This window comes from Vineibacter terrae (assembly GCF_008039615.1).
Taxonomy (GTDB): Bacteria; Pseudomonadota; Alphaproteobacteria; order Reyranellales; family Reyranellaceae; genus Vineibacter; species Vineibacter terrae.
Window position 1 is genome coordinate 1 of the sequence record NZ_VDUZ01000080.1, and the last position, 25,954, is coordinate 25,954.

The following is a 25,954-nucleotide window of genomic DNA, read 5'->3' on the forward strand; positions in this document are numbered from 1 at the left end:
CCGTCAGGAAGGTGGGCGGCGCCGGGATGGCGCGGTAGCCGGCGGCCTTGGCGGCGGCCTCGTCCTGATAGATCGGGTCTTCCTCGCCGATCGCCTTGCAGAACAGCCGGATCTTGCCGGCTTCGACCGTGGCTGTGAACGGCGTGAACGTATGGCCGATGAGTTTCTTGTCGAGCATGGCCTGGGTCTTCCCTCCTTGAGTCGCCGTGGTCCAGATACAGAAAACCGCCCGGCTCCGTGCGGAACCGGGCGGTCGGTGATGGTCGCTAGGCGTCGAGGCGTCCGATGATCGAGACCGACGACACGTTCTCGCGCGGCAGGCCGCCGAGGTTGTGGGTCATGCCGATCCTCGGATCCTTCAGCTGGCGGGGACCCGCCTTGCCCTGCAGCTGCAGGTACATCTCGTACAGCATGCGCAGGCCCGAGGCACCGATCGGGTGGCCGAAGCACTTCAGGCCGCCGTCGATCTGGCAGGGGATCTTGCCGTCGGCGTCGTAGAAGCCGTCGAGCACATCCTTCCAGCCCTTGCCGGTCTCTGAGATGTGCAGGTCTTCCATGGTCACCAGCTCGGTGACCGAGAAGCAGTCATGCACCTCGAACATCGAGACTTCGTCGCGCGGATTCTTGATGCCCGCCTCCTCGTAGGCGCGCTTCGAGGCGATCCGCGTGGTGTGCAGGTAGCTGCCGTCCCACGAGTTGTGGCCCGACTCCGAGCCGTTGGACACGGCCAGCTGCAGCGCCTTGACGCTGATCAGGTCATGCTTGCCCAGCGACTTGGCGATCTCCGGCGTGGTGACGATCGCCGCCGCCGCGCCGTCCGACACGCCGCAGCAGTCGAACAGGCCAAGCGGCGCTGCGATCATCGGCGCGTTGAGGATCGTATCCATGTCCACCGCCTTCTGGAGGTGGGCCTTGGCGTTCTTGGCGCCGTTCTGGTGGCTCTTCCACGACACGTGGGCGATGGCGCGCTTGAGGTCGTCATACTTGACGTTGTGCGTCGCCATGTAGGCCGAAGCGAGCTGTGCGAAGTTGCCCGGCGCCGTGCCGTTGGCGTTCCACAGCGCCTGCAGCGGGCCGCCACGGCCGCCCGGCAGGCCGCCGTAGCCGGTGTCCTTCAGCTTCTCGACGCCCAGCGCCAGCGCGAAGTCGGCAGCGCCCGAGGCGACCGCGTAGCAGGCGCCGCGGAAGGCTTCGGTGCCCGAAGCGCAGAAGTTCTCGACATGCGTCACCGGGATGTTCGGCAGGCGCAGCGTCACCGACAGCGGCACGCCCGACTTGCCGACATGCACCTCGTCGATCGCGGTCGAGAACCAGGCGGCCTGGATCTGCTTCATGTCGATGCCGGCATCTGCCACGCATTCCTTGAAGGCCTCGACCATGAGCTCTTCGGCGCCGGAGTCCCACCGTTCGCCGAACTTCGAGCAGCCCATGCCCAGGATCGCGACCTTGTCCTTGATGCCCTTGGCCATCGCACGGTCTCCTTTCGTGCTCTGTACTCTCTGGAACTCGATGAAAACGCGGGGGAAGGAGGCGCCGGTCAGGCCGGCGCCGCCTTCCAGAAGTAGCGCTTGAAGCCGCCGCGCATCGTGTCGTTGTCGCGAATGCGGAAGGTCATGCGCATCTTGGTGCCGACCTTGACCTGTTCCTTGTCGCAGTCGGTGAAGTCGGCCGTGAATCGCCCGCCCTCGGGGAAGGTGATCATGCCGTAGTACGCCGGCGGTTCCGGCGAATAGGTGAGCGAGTCGGCCGTGAACGACATGATGGAGGCTTCGAGCCCGGCCATCGGATAGTCGTCCTGGCTGTCCATCGCGTGGCAGTTGGGATTGACGCAGATCTGCGCCCGCGGGAACTGGATGGTGCCGCAGACCCGGCACTTGCCGCCGACCAGGCCGTAGATCATGTCGCGCTTGCGCCACAGGACCGACAGCGCCGTCTTCTTGTCGAACTCGGCGCGCATGCCCTTGTCGAGCGGCAGCATCTCGTTGAAGGCGAGGAACTTCAGGTAGTTCTTCTCTTCCTTCCGCCGCGCCAGCCAGCCCGACAGGCCCAGGCGCTTGCTGAGCTTGCCGATCTCGGCCGTGACCTCCAGGGCGATGATGTCGACGCCCTGGCCGAAGCCGACGACCAGGATCTTGTCACCCGGCTTGGCGGTCTCCAGCGCGTCGACCAGCATCACCAGCGCGTGCGCCGAGCCGGTGTCGCCCAGCGTGGCATTCAGCAGGTCGCGCACCGCGGTCTCGGCGATGCCCGACATCTTGGCCATCTGCTTGGGCACCGCGCCCATCAGGCTGGGCATGATGAAGTGGGTGATGTCGGCACCCTTCAGCCCGAACGCCTGCAGCGCGTCCTTGATCGCGGGCGGCACGATCTTCGCGTAGCCTTCGTCACGGATCCAGCGCTCTTCCCAGCCGTAGTCGAAGTCCGACTCGTCGCCGCGGAAATGGTCGACGAAGTCCATCGACACCGAGCGCGTGCCCAGCAGCTTGGCGATCACGTTGTCGGTGCCCAGCATCAGGGCCGCGGCGCCGTCGCCGTACTGCAGCTCGGTGGCCGAGGCGACGCGCGCCAGCCGCTTGTCGGCGGCGGCGACCATGGTCGCCGCGCCCGAGCCGGCGGCGTTCAGGCCGGCGATCAGGGCCGAGGTGCCGGCCTTCTGCGAGCCGCCGATATCGGCCGCCATCAGGCCCTGCTCGACGGTGAGCGCGGTGCCGATAACGGCCGCGTTCTGGCGGTCCTTGAACGGATGCGTGGTCGAGGCGAAGTAGAGGTTCTTCAGGCTCTTGGGATCGGTGCCGTTGAGGCAGTCGCGCGCCGCCTCGACAGCCATCGTGATCGAGTCCTCGTCCCAGTTGGCCATCGAGCGTTCGCCCTTGGCCTGTCCGCGCAAGCCGGGCGCGAACCACTTGTTCGCCTCGTAGACCGCCTGGCGGTTGAGCCGCAGCCGCGGAACGTAGGCGCCGAAAGCCGTGATGCCGACCATTCGCCAAATCCCTCCAAATGAAAAAACTTGGTTCTGCTTGCGTGAGCGCTGGCCTCCCGGCGAGAGTGCATCAGGCTCGTGAATGCCGATTTACCTTAGACCCGGCGACCGTCGCGCGCGACATCGATTTTGCTCATCCGCCCCGCGCCGCGGACATGGGTTCCGATGTGTGGAACGATTGCAACTCTTCGACGATCCCTTGAAAGCAAGAAGCCCGGCACGGGCCGGGCTTCTGTCTGGGTTCATGCCGCCATCGACAGGTTGCCGTAGCGTGTCAGGTGGTGCTGCTGACTGCCGAACAAGGTGTCGATCATGGTCAGGCGCTTGAAGTAGTGGCTGACCGCCAACTCGTCGGTGACGCCCATGCCGCCATGCATCTGCACGGCGCTCTGGCCCACGAACTTGCCCGACTTGCCGATCTGGACCTTGGCGCCCGAGGCCGCCTTCTTGCGCACCGTGGCGTCCGGGTCGTCGATCTTGAGCGTCGCCATCAGGGTCATCGAGCGCGCTTCCTGGGCGTTGGTGAAGCAGTCGACCATGCGATGCTGCAGCACCTGGAACTTGCCGATCGGCACGCCGAACTGCTTGCGCGTCTTGATGTACTCGAGCGTCTGCTTGTTGAGCGCGTCCATGCAGCCGACCGCCTCGGCGCACAGCGCCACGATGGCGCGGTCGAGCACGCCCTCGAGCAGCGCCAGCCCGTTGTCGACCTGGCCGACCACGGCATCGGCGCCGGCGCTGACGTTGTCGAACGTCACCTCCGACGCGCGCAGCGCATCCTGCGTGGGATAGTCGCGCCGCGTGATGCCCTTGGCCTTGGCGTCGACGGCGAAGACGGTGACGCCCTTCTCGTCGCGCTGGCCGCCTGACGTGCGCGCCGTCACGAAGATCGTGTCGGCCGACGCGGCGTTGTAGACGACGCCCTTGTGGCCGGACAGCGCGTAGCCGTTGCCGCTCTTCTTGGCGGTGACCGCCACGTCGGCAAGGTTGTAGCGCGACTGCTTCTCGGCGTAGGCGACAGCGAACTGCTTCTCGCCGCCGATCATCGGCGCCAGCAGCGCCTCCTTCTGCGCCGCGCTGCCGCCGGCCGCCAGCAGGCCGCCGCCCATGACCACCGTCGGCAGGTAGGGCTCGAGCACCAGGCCGGTGCCGAAGGCCTCCATCAGGATCGCCGTCTCGACCATGCCGCCGCCGAAGCCGCCATCGGCTTCGCTGAACGACATCCCGAGCCAGCCCAGCTCGGCGAACTTGGCCCAGTTCTCGGGCAGCCAGCCGCGATCCGTGGCCGCGATCTTGCGCCGCGTCTCGAACGCGTACTGCTCGCGCACGAAACGCTCGACGCCTTCCTTGATCTGCTTCTGTTCGTCCGAATACGACAGATCCATCCGACTTACTCCCTCCGTGTTCCCGTACCGTAGCTTTCCTTCCCCCGGAGGGGGAAGGCGCCCGAAGGGCGGAAGGGGAATGCTCGATCGAACGCGGCTCGCTGGAACCGAGACCGATCCTGCTGCGACATCCCCCTTCCGGCGCTTCGCGCCACCTTCCCCCGCCGGGGGAAGGGTGTCATCACAATCCCAGCACCATCTTCGAGATCACATTGCGCTGGATCTCGTTGGAGCCGCCGTAGATCGTCGTCTTGCGCACGTTGAAATAGCGCGGCGCGGCGATGTGGGCGTGCTCGGGTCCGATCGGCTCCTCGTTGGCGCCGTGCCAGAGCAGGGCGGGCTGATAGGGCATGGCATAATAGCCTACGGCCTCGACCGCCAGCTCGCTGATGCGCTGTTGGATCTCCGAGCCGCGGATCTTGAGGAACGACACCTCCGGCCCGGGGGCGCCGCCGGCCGCCATCGCCGACAGGGCGCGCAGCTCGGTGTACTCCAGCGCCGTCACCTGGATCTCGAGGTCGGCCAGCTTGTTGCGGAAATCCTGGTCCTCGATCAGCGGCTTGCCGTCCTGCGTCTCGCTGCGCGCGATCTGCTTGAGCGCGTCGACGCCGCGCTTTGACTGCGGCACCGCGGCGATGCCCAGCCGCTCGTTGGCGAGCAGGAACTTGGCGTAGGTCCAGCCTTCGCCTTCCTTGCCCACCAGGTTCTCGGCCGGCACCTTGACGTTGTCGAAGAACACCTCGTTCACCTCATGGCCGCCGTCGGCCATGATGATCGGCTTCACCGTGATGCCCGGCGTCTTCATGTCGATCAGCAGGAACGAGATGCCTTCCTGCGGCTTGGCGCCGGGGTCGGTGCGCACCAGGCAGAAGATCCAGTCGGCCCAGTGGCCCATCGTGTTCCAGGTCTTGGAGCCGTTGACCACGTAGTGGTCGCCCTCGCGCACGGCGCGCGTGCGCAGCGAGGCCAGGTCGGAACCGGAGCCCGGCTCGGAATAGCCCTGGCACCACCACACCGACGATTCGCGGATGCCGGGCAGGAAGCGCGCCTTCTGCTCGTCGTTGCCGAAGGTGTAGATCACCGGCCCGACCATCTTGGTGCCGAACGGGATGATGCCCGGCGCGTTCATGTCGGCGCAGACATTCTCGAAGATGTAGCGTTGCGTCACCGTCCAGCCCGGGCCGCCGTGCTTCTTGGGCCACGTGTAGACGAGCCAGCCCTTGCGGCCCAGCGCCTGCTGCCAGCGCATGAAGTCGTCGCGCACCAGATGCTTGCCGTTCGCCACCTTGTCGGCGATGTCCGGCGGCAGGTTGGCCTTGACGAAGGCACGCACCTCATCGCGAAATGCGATGTCTTCGGGGGTGAAAGCGAGGTCCATCGATCTCCTCCGGAGGGTGCCGCGCCACGGCGCGTGACGTCCGGTTCAACTTCGGCCGGATACTAACAGCCGTGCCCTGCCGGGCAAGACCGGCCGGACAGGGCGTTCGCGGCGCGGAACCCAGGCCGGCCATGTGCCGGACGGCGCCGGTGGCGGCCGGATCGGCCCCTTCGATGAGGGCTCGCTCAGCGCGAGGTTGCCATGTGGATGACCGCGGTCCTTGTCAGCCTGCTCGTCCTTGCCCTGGCGCCGGCCCGGGCGGCCGACCTCACACGCGAGGAGGTGGTGCGGAAGCTGGCGGTGGCCACGCCGGCCGCGCCGGCCGACTTCTCCGGCCGGTCGCTGGAGAAACTCGACCTCAGCGACCTCGATCTCAGCTTCGCCCGCTTCACCGGCGCCAACATGCGCGCCGTCAAGCTCGACAGCGCCTGGCTGCGCGGCGCCCGGCTCGCCGGCGCGAACCTCAATCTGGCCTGGGTGATGCGCGCCGACTTCACGGGCGCCGACCTTGCCGGCGCCAGCGTGCAGGGCCTGGTGGTCGCGCCGGGCCTCGAGTTCTCGGCCGCGCACGCGCCGCTCTTCGCGGGCGCCAGCTTTGCCGGCGCCCGCGTCATCGCCCGCTTCGGCCACCTCGACCTGCGCGGCGCCGATTTCTCCGGGGCCAGGATGGCGGCCGACATGCGCAACCAGTCGATGGGGTTGATGCGCATGGATTTCACCGGCGCCAACCTCGAAGGGGCGCGCTTCGCGGGCGCCGATCTTGGCCGCGCCGTGCTCAGCTGGGCCAACCTGCGTGGCGCGGATTTCCGCGGTGCCGCGCTGCACATGGCGAATTTCGTCGGCGCCGACCTCAGGGGCGCCGACCTGACCGGCGCCGACGCCACGGGCGCGACCTTCGACCAGGCGAAGCTCGATGGCGCGATCGGCCTGCCGACCGTCAGGGGGCTGGTGCTTCGCGCGCAATGACGCACCCCGTCCGTGGACGATCCGGCGGCGGCGTCTTGCCTTGGCGCCGGTGGCGGTGCAATCCTGCGTGCCCCTTTGAGGTTGGCGGACGATGAACGAGGCAGTAGCGGGGCTGGTCGACCCGCGGGCGCGGCGGACTGCTGCCCTGCGTCGGGCACCGCTGTTCTCCGGGCTCGACGACGGGACCCTGGGCGTCGTCGAGGCCTCCTTCGAGGTGATCCCGATTCCGGGCGGCGCCACCCTGTTCGAGGCCGGCGACCCCGGCGATGCCCTCTATGTCGTGTCGTTCGGCTGCCTGGCCGTGTTCGATCCGCCCGGGCCGGAGGGCAACGCGCGCGTCATCGCCGAGATCCCGGTCGGCGACATCGTGGGCGAGATGTCGCTGATCGGCCATCGTCGCCGCTCGCACACCATCGCCGCCATCCGTGACAGCGAGGTGCTGCGCCTGACGCGCAGCGAGTTCGAGCGCGTCTGCGCCGATCATCCCGAGGCGCTGATGGGGCTTCTGGCCAAGGTGGTCGAGCGCTACGGCTCGCCGCCGCGTCCCGACATGCGGCCGCCGCGCACCATCGCGCTGCTGCCGCACGGCCTGGACACGCCGTGCGCGCCGTTCGCCGCAGACCTGGCGGCGGCCCTGAAGCGGTTGCAGGCCCAGGGCGGCGTCGAGGTGATCGGCCCGGAGTCCATGGGCCAGCCGCCGGAGAACTTCTACCGCGCTGAGGCTGAGTCGGCGTTCGTCATCTACCGCGCCGAGCCCGGCCTGACGCCATGGACGCGGCTGTGCCTGCGCCAGGCCGATGCGCTGCTGATCCTGGCCATGTCGGATCGCCCGCCGAGCGGCCCGCAGCTGATCGACGCGATCCGGGCCGAGGAGATGTTCCGCGGCGGTCCCTTCCGGTCGCGCCGCGAGCTCGTGCTGGTGCATGAAAGCGGCCGCAGGGCCAAGGCCGGCAGCACGGCGCAATGGCTCAACGGCCAGGACTACGGCATGCACCATCATGTTCGCCTGGGCCGCGACAACGATTTCAACCGGCTGGCGCGGCTGCTGATGAACCGGGCGGTCGGCGTGGTGATGGCCGGCGGCGGCGCCCGCAGCTTCGCCCATATCGGCGCGGTGCGGGCCCTGCGCGAGGCAGGCGTGCCGATCGACCTGGTGGGTGGCACCAGCATGGGCGCCATCGTCGCCGCCAGCGTTGCCACCGGCTGGACGATCGAGGAGATGCAGGAGCGCTTCCGGCATGCCTTCGCCGACCGCAACCCGCTGAACGACTACACCGTGCCCTTCGTGTCGCTGTTCTCGGGCAAGCGTGTGACCCGGCTGCTGCGTGCCGCCTTCGGCGAGGTCGATATCGAGGATCTGCCCAAGCCGTTCTTCTGCGTCTCCGCCAACCTCACGCGCCAGAACGCCGATGTCCATCGCCGCGGCAAGCTGTGGCATTGGCTGCGCGCCAGCGTCTCGATCCCCGGCGTCCTGCCGCCGGTGCTGGCGTCCGGCAGCGTGCATGTCGATGGCGGCGTCATCGACAACTTCCCGGTCACGGCGATGCGCAACATCGGCCGTGGCCCGGTGGTCGGCGTCGACATCGACACCGGCGGCGAGCTGATGGCGGGCAACGACGTCGTCGAATCGTGGTCGGCCTGGGAGTTCCTGCGCCGGCTGGTCTGGAGCCGCGGTGAGACGCTGCCGATACCGTCCATCGTGCGCCTGCTGCTGCGCTCGGCGCTGGTCGGCAGCACGTCGCGCGCGCTCACCGACCGCACCCAGGTCGACATGCTGGTGCTGCCGGCGATGAAGGACGTCGACCTGCTGGACTGGACCCGGTTCGATCAGGTCGTCGAGGCCGGCTACGTCGAGGCGATGAAGGTGCTGGAAGCCACCCGCGGCGAGCCCGTCGCCAAGCGCCTGTACCTGGTGTGAGGGAGGTGATGATGGGCCGCGCCGCGGCCCGACCAAAAACAAACGGCCCGGGATTGCCCGGGCCGTTGCGTTTTTGCACGGAACCTAGTCGGTGATCGACCGGTCCTTGGTCTCGCGCACGAACAGCATGCCGACCACGAACGTCATGAGGGCGAACACGATCGGGTACCAGAGGCCATAGTAGATGTCGCCCTTCCAGGCCACCAGGGCGAAGGCGGTGGCCGGCAGGAAGCCGCCGAACCAGCCGTTGCCGATATGGTAGGGCAGCGACATCGAGGTGTAGCGGATGCGGGTCGGGAACAGCTCGACCAGCATGGCTGCGATCGGGCCGTAGACCATGGTGACGAAGATCACCAGGATGGTGAGGATCAGCAGCACCATCCACCAGTTGCTCGAGAACGCCGCCAGCACCTTCGGGTCGGCCTTGGCCGGGTAGCCGGCTTCGGCCAGCGCCGCGTTGATGGCCTTGGCGTCGAACCTGTCGATGACCGTGCTGCCGATCTTGACCTTGGTGTCGGCGGTGCCGGCCGGCGCAACCTCGTTGCTGTAGGGCACGCCGGCCTTGGCGAGCAGCGCCTTGGCCTGGTCGCACTGGCGGGTGAAGGTCGCTGTGCCCGTGGGATTGAACTGGAAGGAGCAGGTGGCCGGGTCGGCTACGACCACCACGGGGGCCTTGGCGACAGCGGCTTCCAGCTGCGGGTTGGCGTACTTGGTGAGCGCGCCGAACAGCGGGAAGTAGGAGACGGCCGCGACCAGGCAGCCGGCCATGATGATGTGCTTGCGGCCGATGCGGTCGCTGAGCCAGCCGAAGAAGATGAACCCGGGCGTGGCGATCGCCAGCGACAGGGCGATCAGCACGTTTGCCGTCGTGAGGTCGACCTTGAGCGTCTGGGTCAGGAAGAAGAGCGTGTAGAACTGGCCCGTGTACCAGACCACGGCCTGTCCCGCGGTGAGGCCGATGAGCGCGAGGATCACGATCTTCAGGTTGGACCACTGGCCGAAGGAGTCCTTGAGCGGCGAGCTCGACCCTTTGCCCTCGGCTTTCATTTTCTGGAACACCGGCGACTCGTTGAGCGACAGCCGGATCCAGACCGAGATGGCCAGCAGCAGGATCGAGACCAGGAACGGGATGCGCCAGCCCCAGGCTTCGAACGCCGCGGCGCCGAGGCCTTCGCGGCACGCCAGGATCACCAGCAGCGACAGGAACAGGCCCAAGGTCGCCGTGGTCTGGATCCAGGAGGTGTAGAGGCCGCGCTTGCCCATCGGCGCGTGCTCGGCGACGTAGGTTGCGGCGCCGCCATACTCACCGCCCAGGGCCAGGCCTTGCAGCAGGCGCAGGCCGATCAGGATGATCGGGGCGGCGATGCCGATGGTGGCATAGCTCGGCAGGAAGCCGACCACGGCGGTCGACAGGCCCATGATCAGGATGGTGACGAGGAACGTGTACTTGCGGCCGATCAGGTCGCCCAGACGGCCGAAGAAGATGGCGCCGAACGGGCGCACCGCGAAGCCGGCGGCGAAGCCCAGCAGCACGAACACGAAGCCGGCGGTCTCCGAGACGCCGGAGAAGAAGTTCTTGTTCATGATCGCGGCCAGCGATCCGAACAGATAAAAATCATACCACTCGAACACGGTGCCAAGCGACGACGCGAAGATCACCTTGCGCGTTTCCGCCGAGCTGAGGTCGACGTTGTCGCGCCCACGCAGCGCGCCAGCCATTGCCATGCGAAGTCCTCCCGGTTGTTGCCCCGGCGCGATGATCTCCTCCCGCGCCATCGCCAGCATGCGCCGTGCGATAATGCTGATTCGCATGAAAATTACTCGAACGCGGCTGCGCGAATCCGCACTGCGTCAAATTGTGTCGAAATTTTGCAATGATATGTCGCTCCAGGCTCGGCGCACCAAAACACGCCGGGGGCAGACGCACCCGGCGCGGGCTGCTGGTTGCAGGCGGCGGTTCCGGGAACGCGCCCGGGCCGCTGGTCCGGTGCCGGCCGGCGGCCGGCGCTGTGTTCAGGCCCCGTTGTCGGCGTGCAGGTCGCGGCCCCTGGTGTCCTTGAGGAAGATGGCGCCGATCACCAGCGTCATCACGGCGACGATGATCGGGTACCAGAGGCCGTAGTAGATATCGCCCTTCCACGCGACCAGCGCCGTCGCCAGCAGGGGCAGCATGCCGCCGAACCAGCCGTTGCCGATATGGTAGGGCAGCGACATCGAGGTGTAGCGGATCCTGGTCGGGAACATCTCGACCAGGAAGGCGGCGATCGGGCCGTAGACCATGGTCACGTAGATCAGGAAGATGACCAGGATCAGCTCGGCCATGAACCAGTTGATCTTCGCCTTGTCGGCGGTCGGGGCGTAGCCCGCGGCCTTCAGCGCCGCGTTCACCTTGCCGGCGCCTTCCTTGGCGTCGAACTCGATCTTGGTGTCACCGATCGCCACCACCGGCAGCGAGCCGGCGACGCCCTTCTCGGTCGTGAAGGACAGGCCCGACTTCGTCAGCAGGTCCTGGGCGCGGTCGCACTCGGTGAACTTCGACCACGGGCCGACGAAGATATGGAAGCTGCAGGTCTGCGGGTCGGCGGTGACCATGATCTTCGTCCTGGCCTGGAACGCCTCCAGGTCCGGGTTGACGTAGTGGGTCAGCAGCGCGAACAGCGGGAAGTACGTGACGGCCGCGATCAGGCAGCCCGCGAGGATGATCTTCAGCCGCCCGATGCGGTCGGATAGCCAGCCGAAGAACACGAAGAACGGCGTGCCGATCAGCAGCGAGATCGCTATCAGGGCGTAGGCCGTCAGGTAGTCGACCTTCAGCGTGATCGTCAGGAAGAACAAGGCGTAGAACTGGCCCGTGTACCAGACCACGCCCTGGCCGGCCGTGGCGCCCAGCAGCGCCAGCAGCACGTATTTGTTGTTGGGATAGCGCAGGAAGCTGTCCGTCAGCGGCTGGCTGGAGCCTTTGCCTTCCGCCTTCATGCGCTGGAACACCGGCGACTCGTTCAGCTTCAGCCGGATGTAGACCGAGAAGGCGAGCAGGATCAGCGACACCAGGAAGGGAACGCGCCAGCCCCAGTCGGCGAAGGTGGCGGCTTCCATCTGGGTGCGGCACAGGCCGATCACGGCCAGCGACAGGAAGAAGCCCAGGGTCGCCGTGGTCTGGATCCAGCTCGTGGCGTAGCCGCGCCTGTCGTTCGGTGCGTGCTCGGCGACATAGGTGGCGGCGCCGCCATACTCGCCGCCCAGCGCCAGGCCCTGCAGCAGGCGCAGCAGCACCAGCAGCACCGGCGCCAGCCAGCCGACGGCGGCGTAGGTCGGCAGGAGGCCTACCGCGAAGGTGGAAGCGCCCATCACCACGATGGTCACCAGGAAGGTATACTTGCGGCCCACGAGGTCGCCGATCCGGCCGAAGATCACGGCGCCAAAGGGGCGCACGAGGAAGCCCGCGGCATAGGTCGCGAAGGCCGACAGCAAGGCGGCGGTCTGGTTGCCGGGCGGGAAGAACAGCGCCGCGAAGAAGGGCGCCAGGGTCGCGTAGAGGTAGAAGTCGTACCACTCGAAGACGGTGCCCACGGACGAGGCGACGATGACCTTACGTTCCTCGGCCGGTGAGGCATAGCCGTTCGCTGTCGCGCTGATTGCCATCGCGTTTCCCCCTAAATCGGCTTTGCAGCCTGACAGCCGATTTGCTTGCTCGTTTTAGGGGCGGCTGCGATCGGCAATACTCTATGAATATTTTAAAGCCGCCTATCGGCCAGAGGGGTGCTGCGACAAAACGCGCGCTTGTGTGCAGTGCGAAAGCACTGGCGGACGGCGACACGATGCGGGCACCGTTCGAGCAACAAGAAAAAGGTCGCTGCGCTCGACGCAGCACCGGCATGGCTTGCGTCCGTGGGGATGGAGATGGCCGATCCGGAGTCCGATCGACGGCGGGCTTACTGGAAGCGTACCCGTGTCTTGGCGCTGACGCTGGTGGGCGTCTGGTTCGTGGCGGCCTTCGTGGTGCATCTCGCCGCGCCGGTCTTCAACGAGGTGCGGTTCCTCGGCTTTCCTCTCGGCTTCTACATTGCCGCGCAAGGCTCGCTGATCGTCTTCGTGCTGCTGCTGGCCGTCTTCGTGGTCTGTCAGGATCGCATCGATCGCGATTTCGACATGGACGAAGCCTGAGGAGCCGGCGGCGATGTTCTCGCGCTTCTCCATCGTCTCGCCGGGCAAATGGGTCGCCGGCTACGGTGTCGCCTTCTCGCTGCTGATCCTGGTGCTGGCGGCCCTGGAGATGGCCGGCGCCGGCCACAAGCTGCTGGGCTACGTCATCGTCCTGCCGCCGCTGGCCGTGTACGCGGTCATCGGCATCGGCGCCCGCACGCGCAGCATCCAGGACTACTACGTCGCCGGCCGGCGCGTGCCGGGGCTGTACAACGGCCTGGCCTCGGCGGCGGACTGGATGAGCGCCGCGTCGTTCATCGGGCTCGCCGGCACGCTTTACCTGTTCGGCTATGGCGGCCTGGTCTTCGTGCTGGGCTGGACCGGCGGGTTTGTCTTGGTGGCGACTTTGCTGGCGCCGTATCTGCGCAAGTTCGGACAGTACACGATCCCTGATTTTCTTGGCGCCCGCTATGGCGGCCACGCGGCGCGGCTGGTGAGCGTGCTGGTGCTGGTGGTCGCCTCCTGCCTCTACATCGTGGCCCAGCTGGTCGGCATCGGCCTGATCACGCAGCGCTTCCTGGGGCTGAGCTTCCAGATGGCGGTGTTCGCCGGATTGACCGGCCTGCTGGTGTGCTCGCTGCTGGGCGGCATGCGGGCCGTCACCTGGACGCAGGTGGCGCAGTACGTCGTGCTGGTCGTCGCCTTCGTCGTGCCGGTCACCGTGCTGTCCCTCAAGCAGACCGGCTCGCCCTTCGCGCTGTTCAGCTACGGCTCGACGCTGGAGGAGATCGAGAAGATCGAGCATGCGATGGGGCTGGCGCGCACCTACACCAGCGCCTTTCTCGACGCTTCGGGCGCGTTCGACGTCACGTCCGTGCTCAACTTCCTCATGCTGGGGTTCTGCCTGATGGTCGGGACAGCCAGCCTGCCGCATATCCTGATGCGGTACTTCACGACGCCGACGGTGCGCGCAGCGCGCAACTCGGTCGCCTGGTGCCTCTTCTTCATCCTGCTGCTGTACCTGATGGCGCCGGCTTACGCCGCCTTCACCAAGCTCGAGGTCTATCACAGCGTGATCGGCCACCCCGTGGCCGACCTGCCGGCCTGGATCAAGGCCTGGGCCCTGCCGTCGCCCTATGGCGGCATCCCCTGGATCGAGGTCGTGGACCTCAACGGCGACGGCATCATCCAGGCGGGCGAGTTCCGCATCCTGTCGGACGCCGTGGTGCTGGCGGCACCGGAGATTTCCGGCATGCCCTACGTGATCACCGGCCTGGTCGCGGCAGGCGGCCTGGCGGCGGCGCTGTCGACGGCCGACGGATTGCTGCTCAGCATCGCCAACGCGCTCAGCCACGACATCTACTACAAGGTGATCGACCCCAACGCCGATGCGCGCCGCCGCCTGATCATCTCGCGGGTGTTCCTGATCTTCGTTGCCGGCATGGCGGCGTGGGGCGCCGGCACACTGGGCGCCAACATCCTGTTCCTGGTCGCCTGGGCGTTCGCGATCGCGGCATCGGGCCTCTTCGCGCCGCTGGTGCTGGGCATCTGGTGGAAGCGCTGCGGCACCGCCGCCGGCGTCACCGGGATCGCCGTCGGCTTCACGGTCTGCGTCTTCGTGCTGATCGCGACCGAGTTCTACGGCCCGTGGGTCAGGAGCACGCTGGGCTGGCTGGCCGACGTGCGGATCGTCGCCGCCCGCGGGCGCGAGGTGGCCTATATCTGGGGCATCGACAACATCGCGGTCGGCGTGATCGGCGTGCCCGTCTCGTTCCTGGCGATGTGGGTGACGACCCTGCTGACCCGCCCGGCCGCGCCCGAGGTCCAGGAGATGGTGGACTCCATCCGCACGCCCAAGGGCAAGGTCGCGAACCTGGACCGGCTGCCGTGATCTCAGGGTCGAGGAAGAGCTGCCGCAACGCCGAGGCGCTGGGCAACCTCGCCGAGGCGCTTGTCCCGCGTCCACAGCGAGGTGTGGTCTGTTAGCCGGACGGATGCGAGAAGGTGCGCATCGACGTAGCCGATCCCAAGGCCGAAAAGCCTATGCTGGTCGATGAAGCGCAAGACTTCTTCATCGGTCGCCACGATGGCCTGCGGCAGTGCCTGCAACTCTTGTAGGATAAGCGAACGTTGGCGTAGGAAGCCCAACGCCAGTTCTCCGACGACGAAGGGGTGAGAGACAACGCTCGCCGCGACCAGCAGGCTGGCAAGGGTCTTGTCCCCAGCCCGCAGGTAGTCGACCCAAACGGACGTGTCGACCAGGATCACGTCGGCTTTGTCCGCCGTCTGCGAGGCCTTCTCAGGTCCGGCTCGCTGCCGCCCAGGCGCGCCAGTCGCCGCGCGCTTTCCCGCTCGACCAAGGCTTTGAGGGCCTCGCGGACAAGCGCGGACTTCTCCTGGAGCCCCGTGTAGGCTTGCGCCTTTGCCAGTAGATCGTCATCCAGGGCGAGGGTCGTGCGCATCAGGCTGTCTCCAGCGTCGGTAGGCACGATTTTAGCATCACATGATGTTCGTTCCAATGCCTACGCTGGTTGCCTGCCGCGCCCGCGCGTCCTGGTAGCCCGAAGCGGGTGTCTATCGGCATGCATCGCATCTTCGAAGACGAAGGGTGCGGAGGCGCAAGCAGGCCTCAATCCGGCACATGTTGCGCGAAGCAGGATGGTGGGCCCGGCAGGATTCGAACCTGCGACCTAACCGTTATGAGCGGCCCGTTCTAACCGCTGAACTACAGGCCCCACCCTACGCGCCGGCGATGTAAGGGAAAATGCGCTGCTTCGGCAAGGGGCACGAGGCTGTGCCCCTTGATCCTCGCCTCAGCCGTCGAGGAAGCTGCGCAGCAGGCGCGAGCGGCTGGGATGCTTGAGCTTGCGCAGCGCCTTGGCCTCGATCTGGCGGATGCGCTCGCGCGTCACCGAGAACTGCTGGCCGACCTCCTCCAGCGTGTGGTCGGTGTTCATGCCGATGCCGAAACGCATGCGCAGCACGCGCTCCTCGCGCGCCGTGAGCGTGGCCAGCACCTTGGTCGTGGTCTCGCGCAGGTTGCCCTGGATGGCGGCGTCCAGCGGGATGACCGCGTTCTTGTCCTCGATGAAATCGCCGAGATGCGAATCCTCCTCGTCGCCGATCGGCGTCTCGAGGCTGATCGGCTCCTTGGCGATCTTCAGCACCTTGCGCACCTTCTCCAGCGGCATGCCGAGCTTCTCGGCCAGCTCCTCCGGCGTCGGCTCGCGGCCGATCTCGTGCAGCATCTGCCGGCTGGTGCGCACCAGCTTGTTGATCGTCTCGATCATGTGCACCGGGATGCGGATGGTGCGAGCCTGGTCGGCGATCGAGCGCGTGATGGCCTGGCGGATCCACCACGTGGCGTAGGTCGAGAACTTGTAGCCGCGGCGGTACTCGAACTTGTCGACCGCCTTCATCAGGCCGATGTTGCCTTCCTGGATCAGGTCGAGGAACTGCAGGCCCCGGTTGGTGTACTTCTTGGCGATCGAGATGACCAGCCGCAGGTTGGCCTCGACCATCTCCTTTTTGGCCCGGCTGGCCTCGCGCTCGCCTTCCTGCACCGTCTTCACGATGCGTCGGAACTCGGCGATCGGCAGCCCCGAATGCGCCGCCAGCGACGCGACTTCGGCGCGGATATCGGTGACCTCGGTGCCGCGCCGGCGCGCCAGCTCCTTCCAGCCCTTGTTGGGCAGCTTCTGCACCTTCTCGAGCCAGTTGGGGTCGAGCTCGTGGCCGAAATACGCTTCGAGGAACTCGTCGCGCCGGATGCGCATGCTGTCGGCATGCCGCATCAGCTTGCCCTCGGCGTTCATCAGCTTGCGGCTGATGTCGTAGAGCTGGTCGCGCATCTGCTCGATGCGGTTGTTGTTGAGATGGATGGTGCGCACCATCTCGACGATCTTCTTGCGGAAATGCTCGTAGCGGCGCTCGAAATCCGTCGACGGCTTGTGGCCGCGCTGCAGCGTCGAGAGCCGGCGGTTCTGCACCTTCGACATCTCGCCATAGGTCTTGGCGATCTTCGACAGCGTCTTGAGCACTTCCGGCTTGAGCTTCTCCTCCATCGCCGACAGCGAGACGTTGACGGTGTCGTCATCCTCCTCGGCGCCGGCTTCGGCAGGGGCCTCGGCCGGGGCGCCGTCCTCGCCGGCCACGGCAGCCGGCTTGTGCGCGGCCGCCGGCACCGGGCGCGGCCCGGGGGCCGGCCGTGGCGGCATCGGCGCCTTGCCAGCGCCGTTGGCAGCGCCTTCCGGCGGCTTGGTGCCGTCGCCCTCGGGCACGCCGCCATAGGTCGCCTCGAGGTCGATCACGTCGCGCAGCAGCAGGCGGCCCTCGGTCAGGGCGTCGCGCCACTCCAGCAGCGCGTGGATGGTCAGCGGGCTTTCGCAGATCGCGCCGATCATCTTCTCCTGGCCGGCCTCGATGCGCTTGGCGATCGCGATCTCGCCTTCGCGGCTGAGCAGCTCGACGCTGCCCATCTCGCGCAGGTACATGCGCACCGGGTCGTCGGTGCGGCCGTAATCCTCTTCCTCGTCCTCGCCGCTGGCCGGGGCCGCGACCTTGCCGTCGGTCGGGGTCGCGGCGCTGGCCGGCTTCTCCTCGACGATGTCCTCGTTGTCGTCGGAATCGACGAGCGTGATGCCCATCTCCGACAGCATCGCCATCGTGTCCTCGATCTGCTCCGAGGACACGTCTTCCGGCGGCAGGGCCGACGCCAGTTCAGTTACCGTGACGTAACCACGCTCCTTGCCCCGTTGCACCAGCTTCTTCAGACCGGCGCCGAGGGAGTCCAGAAGGGGCGAATCAGTGACGTCTTCGGGCTTTTCGGGCGTTTCGGCTGTAGTGGCCGGCTTGGTCGCCATCGTATGGAATCCCATCGTCTTGCGCCGCAGCGCGGGTTGCGGGGCGTCCGCCGCGCGGTGCGCCATCCTGCACCCATAAACGGTATAAAGCCCGTCGCCGAGGGGCCGACAGGCATGGCCGTTATATAGCGATGACGCGCAGGCCCGACCAGTCCAAAAGCATCTGGCTTGGCCAATTAAGGCAGTGCTGCCTCGTTCCGCCAGGGGCTGCGACACTTGGCGGCCCCCAATGGCCGGCCCACGGGCAGTCCTCAATCCTCGGTTCCGGACCGGCGCAGCATCCGCTCGATCCGGGCCAGGGGCAGCTCGATGTCCTCGACCGACTTGTCGGCCAGGTCGGCGGCCGCGGCGCGCCGGTCGGCCGCGTCGGTGACGGTCGCGCGATGGCGGTCGGCGATATGGCGCCATTGGCCCAGCGCCGCCTCCGGATCGGCCGTTCCGAGCCAGCGCTCAGCCTCGTGGCGCAGGGCTTCCAGCACCGCTGCCAGGCCCGCTGCGGTGGCGCGGCCGGTCACGATCCGCATCTCGGCGGCCTCCAGCGTATCGCCGGGCGTATCGTCGGGCGCCAGGGCCATCCCGGCGACATCGAGCAGGATGGTGCGCAGACGATCCAGGTCACTGCGGCTCAGCGGCAGCGCCGCGATCTCCTCGGCCAGGTCATGCAGCCAGGCCGGGCGCGCCAGGATGGCGCCGAGCAGCACCCGCTCGCGGCGCCCGACATCCAGGTCCTGGGCCGCCACGCGCAGCGCGGCGCCATCGGGGAACCAGGCCGGCGGCCCGGCGTCGAACCGGCTGCGGCCGCCCGGGGCCGGGCTGCGTCGAACGCGCGGATCGCCGCGGGCCGGCCGCCGCCCGCCGCCGGCACCGTTGCCGCTCCGGCGCAGCTCCCACAGGCGCTTGCGCAGGGCGTCCTGGTAGTAGCCGCGCACGATCGGGTCGCCGATCGAGGCGGCCCGCTGCTGCAGGGCGGCGGCAACGCTGGCGCTGCGCTCCGGGGTGTCCATCGGCTGCCCCGCGGTCTCGAGATCCCAGACGATGTCGACCAGCGGCCGCGCCTGCTTGAGGCAGGCCTCGAACGCCGCGGGCCCGTGGTCGCGGATCAGGCTGTCGGGGTCGTGGCTGGGGGGCAGGGTGACGAAGCGCAGGCTCTTGCCCGGCTTCAGCAGGGGCAGCGCGCGTTCGGCGGCGCGGGTGGCGGCGCGCCGGCCGGCATTGTCGCCATCGAAGCAGAGATAGGGCTCGTCGGCATAGCGCCACAGCAGCGCGATTTGGCTTTCGGTCAGGGCCGTGCCCAGGGGGGCGACGGCGCCGTCGAAGCCCGCGACATGCAGCGCGATCACATCCATGTAGCCCTCGGCGACGATCACGGGCCGGCCCTTGGCCGCCGCCTCGCGCGCCAGATGCAGGCAGTAGAGGTTGTCGCCTTTGTGGAACAGCTCGGTTTCGGGCGAATTCAGGTATTTCGGCTCGCCGGCGCCGATGATCCGGCCGCCGAATGCGATGATGCGCCCGCGCCGGTCGTGGATCGGAAACATCACCCGGCCGCGGAACCGGTCATAGGGCGCGCGTCCGCCGTCCTCCGGCTGGATCACCAGCCCGGTGTCGACCAGCTGCCGGTCGGTGGCGCCGGTGCGGCGCAGCGCCGCCTGCAGCGCCTCGCGGTTGTCCGGCGCGAAGCCCAGCCGGAAGCGGGTGATCGTGTCCTCACCCAGGCCGCGGCCGCGCAGGTAGTCGAGGCCGGGCTTGCCGCCGGGCATGCGCAGCTGCTGCTCGAACCAGATCGTCGCGGTCTCGGTCACCTGGTGCAGGGTGGCGACGGCCTTGGCCCGCTCGCGCTCATGGGGCGTGGTCTCGGGCACCTCCAGGCCGGCTTCGCCCGCCAGGCGCTCGACCGCTTCGGGGAACGACAGGTTGTCGATGCGCATGGCGAAGCCGATGGCATCGCCATGCGCGCCGCAGCCGAAGCAATGGAAGAAGGCCTTCTGGTCGTTCACCCAGAAGGACGGCGTCTTCTCGTTATGGAACGGGCACAGGCCGGCATGTTCGCGCCCTTTGCGCTTGAGCACGACACGCCGCCCGACCAGCTCCGACAGCGTGATCCGGTTGCGCAGCTCGTCCAGGAAGTTGGGCGGGAAGGCCATGAGGCAATCTTATGCCGTCGGACGCCGCGGGGCGACCGCCAGCAGGGTGGGGATCGCCTGGATAACCGTGGCAATAGTCCCGCGGTCAGAAGGTGTCCGGCCAGCGGCGCATGCCGTGGAAGACGCGGATGATCTCGACGCGGCTGGCCCTGATTCGGTACGGAACAATGTATGGCGTACCCGATACGACCAGCTCTCGGGTTCCGGCGATGCGGCCTGGCCGGCCTGATTCCGGAGAAGCTGAAAGGCGCTGCACGGTGCTTTCTATACGGTTTGCAATCCTTTTCGCTGCATCCGGATTACGCGCCGCGATGTAGTCGATCTCGCGATTGAGGCTGACGAGGGCTCCCCGCAGCCAGCGAACCTCTATCACCGGTGCTTCCGAAACACCGCCTCGACTTCCTCCGGACTGGCAAAGTCGCCTGCATCGGCCTCCGCCAGGCCCGTGCGGATTTCATCCAGTTGCCAAGCTTGAATATCAAGATAAGCGTGCAGCGCCTCGGCCGCGAGCACACTCTCGCTGCGGCCCGTCGCGGCGGCCAATCGGGCCAAGCGCTCGCGATCCTCGTCGGTCAAGTCAAGTGTCACACTGGAGTCGGGCATTGGAGGTCTCCCGTTGCCAGCATAGCAAATCTCACCCGCCCAGGGCCTTCTTCACCGTGCCTGCAACCTGCGAGAAGTCCATCTGGCCGGCGTAGTTGGCCTTCAGCCATGCCATCAGCGGGCCCATCTGCTTGACGCTGGTGGCACCGGTGGCGGCGATGCCCTGGCGCACGGCCTCCTCGACGCCCGCGGCGTCGAGCTGCTGCGGCATGAAGCGGCGGATGACCTCGATCTCGGCCTGCTCCTTGGCAGCCAGCTCCTGCCGGCCGCCCTGGGTAAAGGCCGCGATGCTCTCGTTGCGCTGCTTGATCATGCCGCCGAACATCACCAGGATGTCGGCATCGGAAATGCCGGTCTGGTTGCCCTTGGACCGGGCCTCGATGTCCTGGTCCTTGAGCTTGGCCAGGATCAGGCGGACGGTCGACACCGCCGCCATGTCCTTGGCGCGCATGGCATCTTTCAGCGCTTCGTTGAGCTGGTCGCGCAACATGGTGGCCTCGGCAGGGCTGGGAAGCGCCCACCATAGTCCCAGGCTCGCTTCGGAGCAACGAAAATAACCTGTTGAAATAGCTGGCGTTTTGCCCGCGGGCCTGGGGTTGACGCGGCGCGGTCCGATCATTACAAAGCGCCGGGTTTCGCGCACGCCGGTCCGCCGGCTGGTGCGCGTCTGCACGATCGGATCCGCCATCATGACCACACCTTCCTCGACCGGCGCCGCTCCGGGCGCCGGGACTCGGCCCGCGCCCGCACAACCGGCCGGCGCCACCGCAGCGCTGGTCCTCGCCGATGGCGCCGTGTTCTGGGGGCGCGGTGTCGGGGCCGCCGGCATGGCCGTGGGCGAGGTCTGCTTCAACACGTCGATGACCGGCTATCAGGAGATCATCACCGATCCGTCCTATGCCGGGCAGATCATCACCTTCACCTTTCCCCATATCGGCAACACCGGCACCAACGACGAGGACATCGAGACCGTCACGCCCGCCGCCCGCGCCGTGGTGCTGCGCCAGGACATCACCGATCCCGCCAACTGGCGCGCCTCACGGCCGCTCGACGCCTGGCTGAAATCGCACAACCTGCCCGGCGTCTGCGGCGTCGACACGCGCCAGGTCACCCGCCGCATCCGCGACGGCGGCGCCCCCAACGGCCTGGTGGTGCACGCCCCGGACGGCAGGTTCGACATCCCGGCGCTGGTGCGGGAGGCCGGCGCCTGGCCCGGCCTGGAGGGCATGGACCTGGCGCTCGAGGTCTCGACGCGCCAGACCTACGGCTGGGACGAGTCGGTGTGGTCGCTGGGCCACGGCTACGGCAGGCAGGCCGATCCCCAGTATCACGTGGTCGCCGTCGACTACGGCGCCAAGCGCAACATCCTGCGCTGCCTGGCCAATGCCGGCTGCAAGGTGACCGTGGTGCCGGCGACGGCGACGGCCGAGGACATCCTGCGCCACAAGCCCGATGGCGTGTTCCTGTCCAACGGGCCGGGTGATCCGGCGGCCACGGGCGAGTATGCCGTGCCGGCGATCCAGGGCGTGCTGGCATCGGGCGTGCCGCTGTTCGGGATCTGCCTTGGCCATCAGATGCTGGCGCTGGCGGTCGGCGGCAAGACGGCCAAGATGGCGCGCGGCCACCGCGGCGCCAACCAGCCGGTCAAGGACCTCACGACCGGCAAGGTCGAGATCACCAGCCAGAACCACGGCTTTGTCGTCATGCCCGAGACGCTGCCCAAGAACGTCGAGGTGACCCACGTCTCGCTGTTCGACGGCAGCAACGAGGGCCTGCGCTTGACCGACAAGCCGGCATTCTCCGTGCAGTACCACCCGGAAGCATCACCCGGACCGACCGACAGCCACTACCTGTTCGACCGGTTCGTCGACATGATCGCAGCCCACAAGAAGACCAAGTGAGGGGCTGCTGATGCCCAAACGCACCGACATCAAATCCATCCTCGTGATCGGCGCCGGGCCGATCGTCATCGGCCAGGCCTGCGAGTTCGACTACTCCGGCGTGCAGGCTTGCAAGGCGCTGAAGGCCGAGGGCTACCGGGTGATCCTGGTGAACTCGAACCCGGCCACGATCATGACCGATCCCGGCCTGGCCGACGCCACCTATATCGAGCCGATCACGCCCGACATGGTGGCCCGCATCATCGAGAAGGAGCGCCCCGACGCGGTGCTGCCGACCATGGGCGGCCAGACGGCGCTGAACACCGCGATGGCGCTGCACCGCGACGGCCGGCTCGAGGCGCTGGGCGTCGAGCTGATCGGTGCCAACGCTGTGGCCATCGACAAGGCCGAGGACCGGCTGCTGTTCCGCGACGCCATGACCCGCATCGGGCTTCAGTCGCCGCGCAGCCAGATCGTGCACAACCGCGAGGATGCGACCAAGGCCGTGGAGTTCGTCGGCCTGCCGGCGATCATCCGCCCGTCCTTCACCCTGGGCGGCACCGGCGGCGGCATCGCCTACAACCGCGACGAATATTTCGACATCGTGCAGAGCGGCCTGGAGGCGTCGCCGACCAAGGAGGTGCTGGTCGAGGAGTCGGTGCTGGGCTGGAAGGAATATGAGATGGAGGTCGTGCGCGACAGGCACGACAACTGCATCATCATCTGCTCGATCGAGAACGTCGACCCGATGGGCATCCACACCGGCGATTCGGTCACGGTGGCGCCGGCGCTGACGCTCACCGACAAGGAATACCAGATCATGCGCAACGCCTCGATCGCGGTGCTGCGCGAGATCGGGGTCGACACCGGCGGGTCCAACGTGCAGTTCGCCGTCAATCCGCGCGATGGCCGCATGGTCGTGATCGAGATGAACCCGCGCGTGTCGCGCAGCTCGGCCCTGGCGTCCAAGGCCACTGGCTTCCCGATCGCCAAGGTCGCCGCCCGCCTGGCGGTCGGCTACACGCTCGATGAGCTCGCCAACGACATCACCGGCGTGACGCCGGCGTCGTTCGAGCCCACCATCGACTACGTCGTCACCAAGATCCCGCGCTTCGCCTTCGAGAAGTTTCCCGGCGCCGAGCCGTCGCTGACGACGTCGATGAAGAGCGTGGGCGAGGCGATGTCGATCGGCCGCAGCTTCCAGGAGTCGCTGCAGAAGGCGCTGCGCTCGATGGAGACCGGCCTCACCGGCCTGAACGAGATCGAGATCAAGGACGCGCCGGACAAGGCGGCGCTGGTGGCCGCGCTGGCGCGGCCGACGCCGGACCGCGTCCTGACGATCGCCCAGGCCTTCCGCCACGGCCTGTCCGTCGACGAGGTGGCGCAGGCCTGCAAGTACGAGCCCTGGTTCCTGCGCCAGATCAAGGAGATCGTCGACGTCGAGGCCGCGGTCCGCGCCGGCGGCGTGCCGGCCGACCGCGGCAAGCTGCTGCAGCTGAAGAAGATGGGCTTCTCCGATGCGCGCCTGGCCGAGCTGGGCAAGTCGACGGAAGCCGAGGTCGCGGCCCTGCGCCAGACGCTCGACGTGCGGCCGGTCTACAAGCGCATCGACACCTGCGCCGCCGAGTTCGCCTCGCGCACGCCCTATCTCTATTCCTGCTACGAGGGCGACGGCGTGCAGCCGGCCGAGTGCGAGGCCGAGCCCAGCGACCGCAAGAAGATCATCATCCTGGGCGGCGGCCCCAACCGCATCGGCCAGGGCATCGAGTTCGACTATTGCTGCGTGCACGCGGCCTATGCGCTGCACGATGCCGGCTTCGAGACCATCATGGTCAACTGCAACCCGGAGACGGTGTCGACCGACTACGACACCAGCGACCGGCTGTACTTCGAGCCGCTGACCGCCGAGGACGTCATCGAGCTGGTGCGCAAGGAGCAGAGCCGGGGCGAGCTGCTGGGCCTGATCGTGCAGTTCGGCGGCCAGACGCCGCTGAAGCTGGCCAAGCCGCTGGAAGCGGCCGGCATCCCGATCCTGGGCACCACGCCCGACGCCATCGACCTGGCCGAGGACCGCGACCGCTTCAAGCGGCTGCTGGAGCGGCTCAACCTGAAGCAGCCGCAGAACGGCATCGCCTACTCGATCGAGCAGACGCGGCTGGTGGCGGCCGAGGTCGGCCTGCCGCTGGTCGTGCGCCCGTCCTACGTGCTGGGCGGCCGCGCCATGGCCATCATCCGCGACGAGGGGCAGCTCAACGACTACCTCTTCGGCGTGCTGCCGGAGATGGTGCCGCCCGATGTCAAGATGCGCTACCCCAACGACAAGACCGGCCAGATCAACACGGTGCTGGGCAAGAACCCGCTGTTGTTCGACCGCTACCTGCGCGATGCGATCGAGGTCGATGTCGATGCCCTGGCCGACGCCCAGGGCAACGTCTTCGTCGCCGGCATCATGGAGCATATCGAGGAGGCCGGCGTGCATTCCGGCGACTCGGCCTGCTCGCTGCCGCCGTACTCGCTGCCCGCTCCGGTGGTTCAGGACATCGAGCGCCAGACCGTGGCGCTGGCCAAGGCGCTCAATGTCTGCGGCCTGATGAACGTGCAGTACGCCGTCAAGGACGGCGTGGTCTACATCCTGGAGGTCAATCCGCGCGCCAGCCGCACGGTGCCGTTCGTCGCCAAGGCCACCGGCTTGCCGATCGCCAAGTTCGCGGCGCGCCTGATGGCGGGCGAGCGCCTGTCCGAGCTCGATCTCGACCCGGTGATGAAAGGCGACCACATCGCGGTGAAGGAGGCGGTGTTCCCCTTCGCGCGCTTCCCCGGCGTCGACGTCATGCTCGGCCCGGAGATGCGCTCGACCGGCGAGGTGATGGGCATCGACCGCGATTTCGGCCGCGCCTTCGCCAAGTCGCAGCTGGGCGGCGGCACCAAGGTGCCGATGGAAGGCACCGTCTTCATCTCGGTGCGCGATCGCGACAAGGCCGGCATGGTGGCCGCCGCGCGCAAGCTGCGCGAGCTGGGCTTTCGCATCGTCGCCACCGCCGGCACGGCCGACTTCCTGGGCAAGGAAGGCGTCGAGACGACGCGCATCAACAAGGTGCTGGAGGGCCGGCCGCATATCGTCGATCTGATGAAGGATGGCGGCGTGCAGCTGGTGATCAACACCTCCGAGGGCGCCCAGTCGACCGCCGACTCCTTCACCCTGCGGCGCACGGCGCTTATGAACCGCATCCCGTACTACACCACGGCCGCCGGCGCGCGCGCCGCGGTCGAGGGCATCGCGGCCCTGAAGGCGGGCGCGCTCGACGTGGCGCCGCTGCAGTCCTACTTCAGCCGCGCCTTCTGACGCGGAGCGCGACCCTGAAACCCCTCTCCGCCCGCGCAGCGGGGGGAGAGGGAGGGGCCCACGCGCAGCGTGGGAGGGTGAGGAGGGGGCTCAAACCAGGCGCGGTTTGTCCAACGAGATCACGTTCTTCTTCGACACCCACCTCACCCTCCCATCGCTCGCGCGATGGGCCCCTCCCTCTCCCCCCACGTCGTGGGCGGAGAGGGGGCTGTTCCCTGCCGCCGCTAACCCGAAGTTACCCCTGAGGGAATTGAGCAAGTTGTTGTGATCGCAGGGATTTGTTGACTGCGAAGTGTTTCGTGCTGCCTACAGCGAGGGTGTCAGGTCGAGCAGATCGAAGGCGCGTTGCTGGACA

At 67.6% G+C, this 25,954-nt stretch carries 20 protein-coding genes and 1 tRNA gene; 6 read left to right on the forward strand and 15 right to left on the reverse strand.

Translation table 11 applies throughout. From position 1 onward, the window contains the following. From FHP25_RS38715 to FHP25_RS38735, 5 genes are all read right to left on the reverse strand, one after another. Positions 1-178: FAS1-like dehydratase domain-containing protein (locus tag FHP25_RS38715; RefSeq protein ID WP_147852359.1), on the reverse strand; the 178-nt coding region annotated here is incomplete at its 3' end. An 88-nt stretch (positions 179-266) separates the two neighbouring features. Further along, positions 267-1,469, reverse strand: coding sequence for an acetyl-CoA acetyltransferase (locus tag FHP25_RS38720; RefSeq protein ID WP_147852360.1), 1,203 nt, complete (start codon positions 1,467-1,469; stop codon positions 267-269). 68 nt (positions 1,470-1,537) lie between these two features. Then, on the reverse strand, positions 1,538-2,980 hold the full coding sequence (locus FHP25_RS38725) for a hydroxymethylglutaryl-CoA synthase family protein (protein ID WP_147852361.1): 1,443 nt from the start codon (positions 2,978-2,980) through the stop codon (positions 1,538-1,540). 242 nt (positions 2,981-3,222) lie between these two features. After that, positions 3,223-4,365, reverse strand: coding sequence for an acyl-CoA dehydrogenase family protein (locus FHP25_RS38730; protein ID WP_147852362.1), 1,143 nt, complete (start codon positions 4,363-4,365; stop codon positions 3,223-3,225). Positions 4,366-4,546: 181 nt separating this feature from the next. Further along, positions 4,547-5,743: an acyl-CoA dehydrogenase family protein gene (locus FHP25_RS38735; RefSeq protein WP_147852363.1), complete on the reverse strand. Its 1,197-nt coding sequence runs from the start codon at positions 5,741-5,743 to the stop codon at positions 4,547-4,549. A gap of 207 nt (positions 5,744-5,950) precedes the next feature. Here FHP25_RS38735 and FHP25_RS38740 point away from each other — a divergent pair, with 207 nt between their 5' ends. Continuing rightward, positions 5,951-6,709: a pentapeptide repeat-containing protein gene (locus tag FHP25_RS38740; RefSeq protein WP_178134111.1), complete on the forward strand. Its 759-nt coding sequence runs from the start codon at positions 5,951-5,953 to the stop codon at positions 6,707-6,709. Positions 6,710-6,800: 91 nt separating this feature from the next. Beyond that, complete coding sequence (locus tag FHP25_RS38745) at positions 6,801-8,627, forward strand: patatin-like phospholipase family protein (protein WP_147852365.1); 1,827 nt, start codon at positions 6,801-6,803, stop codon at positions 8,625-8,627. 84 nt (positions 8,628-8,711) lie between these two features. Here the strand turns inward: FHP25_RS38745 and FHP25_RS38750 are convergent, their stop codons facing one another. Then, positions 8,712-10,346: an MFS transporter gene (locus FHP25_RS38750; protein ID WP_178134112.1), complete on the reverse strand. Its 1,635-nt coding sequence runs from the start codon at positions 10,344-10,346 to the stop codon at positions 8,712-8,714. 294 nt (positions 10,347-10,640) lie between these two features. Then, positions 10,641-12,269, reverse strand: a complete 1,629-nt coding sequence (locus FHP25_RS38755) for an MFS transporter (RefSeq protein WP_147852367.1) — start codon at positions 12,267-12,269, stop codon at positions 10,641-10,643. Positions 12,270-12,527: 258 nt separating this feature from the next. Between FHP25_RS38755 and FHP25_RS38760 the strand changes: the two genes are divergently transcribed. Together FHP25_RS38760 and FHP25_RS38765 are read left to right on the forward strand one after the other, a co-directional pair. Then, positions 12,528-12,791 (forward strand): DUF4212 domain-containing protein, encoded by a 264-nt coding sequence (locus FHP25_RS38760; RefSeq protein WP_231712634.1) that lies wholly within the window; start codon positions 12,528-12,530, stop codon positions 12,789-12,791. Between the two features lie 13 nt (positions 12,792-12,804). Beyond that, positions 12,805-14,661, forward strand: coding sequence for a VC_2705 family sodium/solute symporter (locus FHP25_RS38765; RefSeq protein ID WP_147852369.1), 1,857 nt, complete (start codon positions 12,805-12,807; stop codon positions 14,659-14,661). 2 nt (positions 14,662-14,663) lie between these two features. Here FHP25_RS38765 and FHP25_RS38770 read toward each other — a convergent pair whose 3' ends face one another. The 8 genes from FHP25_RS38770 to FHP25_RS38805 form a co-directional block, all read right to left on the reverse strand. Next, the gene (locus FHP25_RS38770; RefSeq protein WP_147852370.1) at positions 14,664-15,038 is read right to left on the reverse strand and encodes a type II toxin-antitoxin system VapC family toxin; all 375 of its coding nucleotides are present in this window, start codon (positions 15,036-15,038) and stop codon (positions 14,664-14,666) included. Beyond that, positions 15,035-15,232, reverse strand: a complete 198-nt coding sequence (locus FHP25_RS38775) for a type II toxin-antitoxin system VapB family antitoxin (protein WP_147852371.1) — start codon at positions 15,230-15,232, stop codon at positions 15,035-15,037. The genes FHP25_RS38770 and FHP25_RS38775 overlap by 4 nt, the downstream gene beginning before the upstream one ends. Positions 15,233-15,429: 197 nt before the next feature. Further along, positions 15,430-15,505 (reverse strand) — tRNA-Ile (locus FHP25_RS38780). A gap of 78 nt (positions 15,506-15,583) precedes the next feature. Continuing rightward, entirely contained in the window at positions 15,584-17,632 is a 2,049-nt protein-coding gene (rpoD, locus tag FHP25_RS38785) for an RNA polymerase sigma factor RpoD (RefSeq protein WP_147852372.1), read from the reverse strand. Between the two features lie 251 nt (positions 17,633-17,883). Continuing rightward, on the reverse strand, positions 17,884-19,773 hold the full coding sequence (gene dnaG / locus FHP25_RS38790) for a DNA primase (RefSeq protein WP_147852373.1): 1,890 nt from the start codon (positions 19,771-19,773) through the stop codon (positions 17,884-17,886). Positions 19,774-19,858: 85 nt separating this feature from the next. Then, a complete protein-coding gene (locus tag FHP25_RS38795; RefSeq protein ID WP_331461728.1) occupies positions 19,859-20,146 on the reverse strand; it encodes a type II toxin-antitoxin system RelE/ParE family toxin in 288 nt (95 codons plus the stop codon). Next, positions 20,143-20,376 (reverse strand): CopG family ribbon-helix-helix protein, encoded by a 234-nt coding sequence (locus FHP25_RS38800; protein WP_147852374.1) that lies wholly within the window; start codon positions 20,374-20,376, stop codon positions 20,143-20,145. The genes FHP25_RS38795 and FHP25_RS38800 overlap by 4 nt, the downstream gene beginning before the upstream one ends. Positions 20,377-20,407: 31 nt before the next feature. After that, a complete protein-coding gene (locus FHP25_RS38805) occupies positions 20,408-20,866 on the reverse strand; it encodes a GatB/YqeY domain-containing protein (protein ID WP_147852375.1) in 459 nt (152 codons plus the stop codon). A gap of 199 nt (positions 20,867-21,065) precedes the next feature. Between FHP25_RS38805 and carA the strand changes: the two genes are divergently transcribed. Together carA and carB are read left to right on the forward strand one after the other, a co-directional pair. Continuing rightward, positions 21,066-22,277 carry a glutamine-hydrolyzing carbamoyl-phosphate synthase small subunit gene (gene carA / locus FHP25_RS38810; RefSeq protein ID WP_147852376.1) on the forward strand — a complete coding sequence of 404 codons (1,212 nt, stop codon included), beginning with the start codon at positions 21,066-21,068 and terminating at the stop codon, positions 22,275-22,277. Positions 22,278-22,287: 10 nt separating this feature from the next. After that, positions 22,288-25,599, forward strand: a complete 3,312-nt coding sequence (carB, locus tag FHP25_RS38815; protein WP_147852377.1) for a carbamoyl-phosphate synthase large subunit — start codon at positions 22,288-22,290, stop codon at positions 25,597-25,599. The last annotated feature ends 355 nt before the right edge of the window (positions 25,600-25,954 follow it).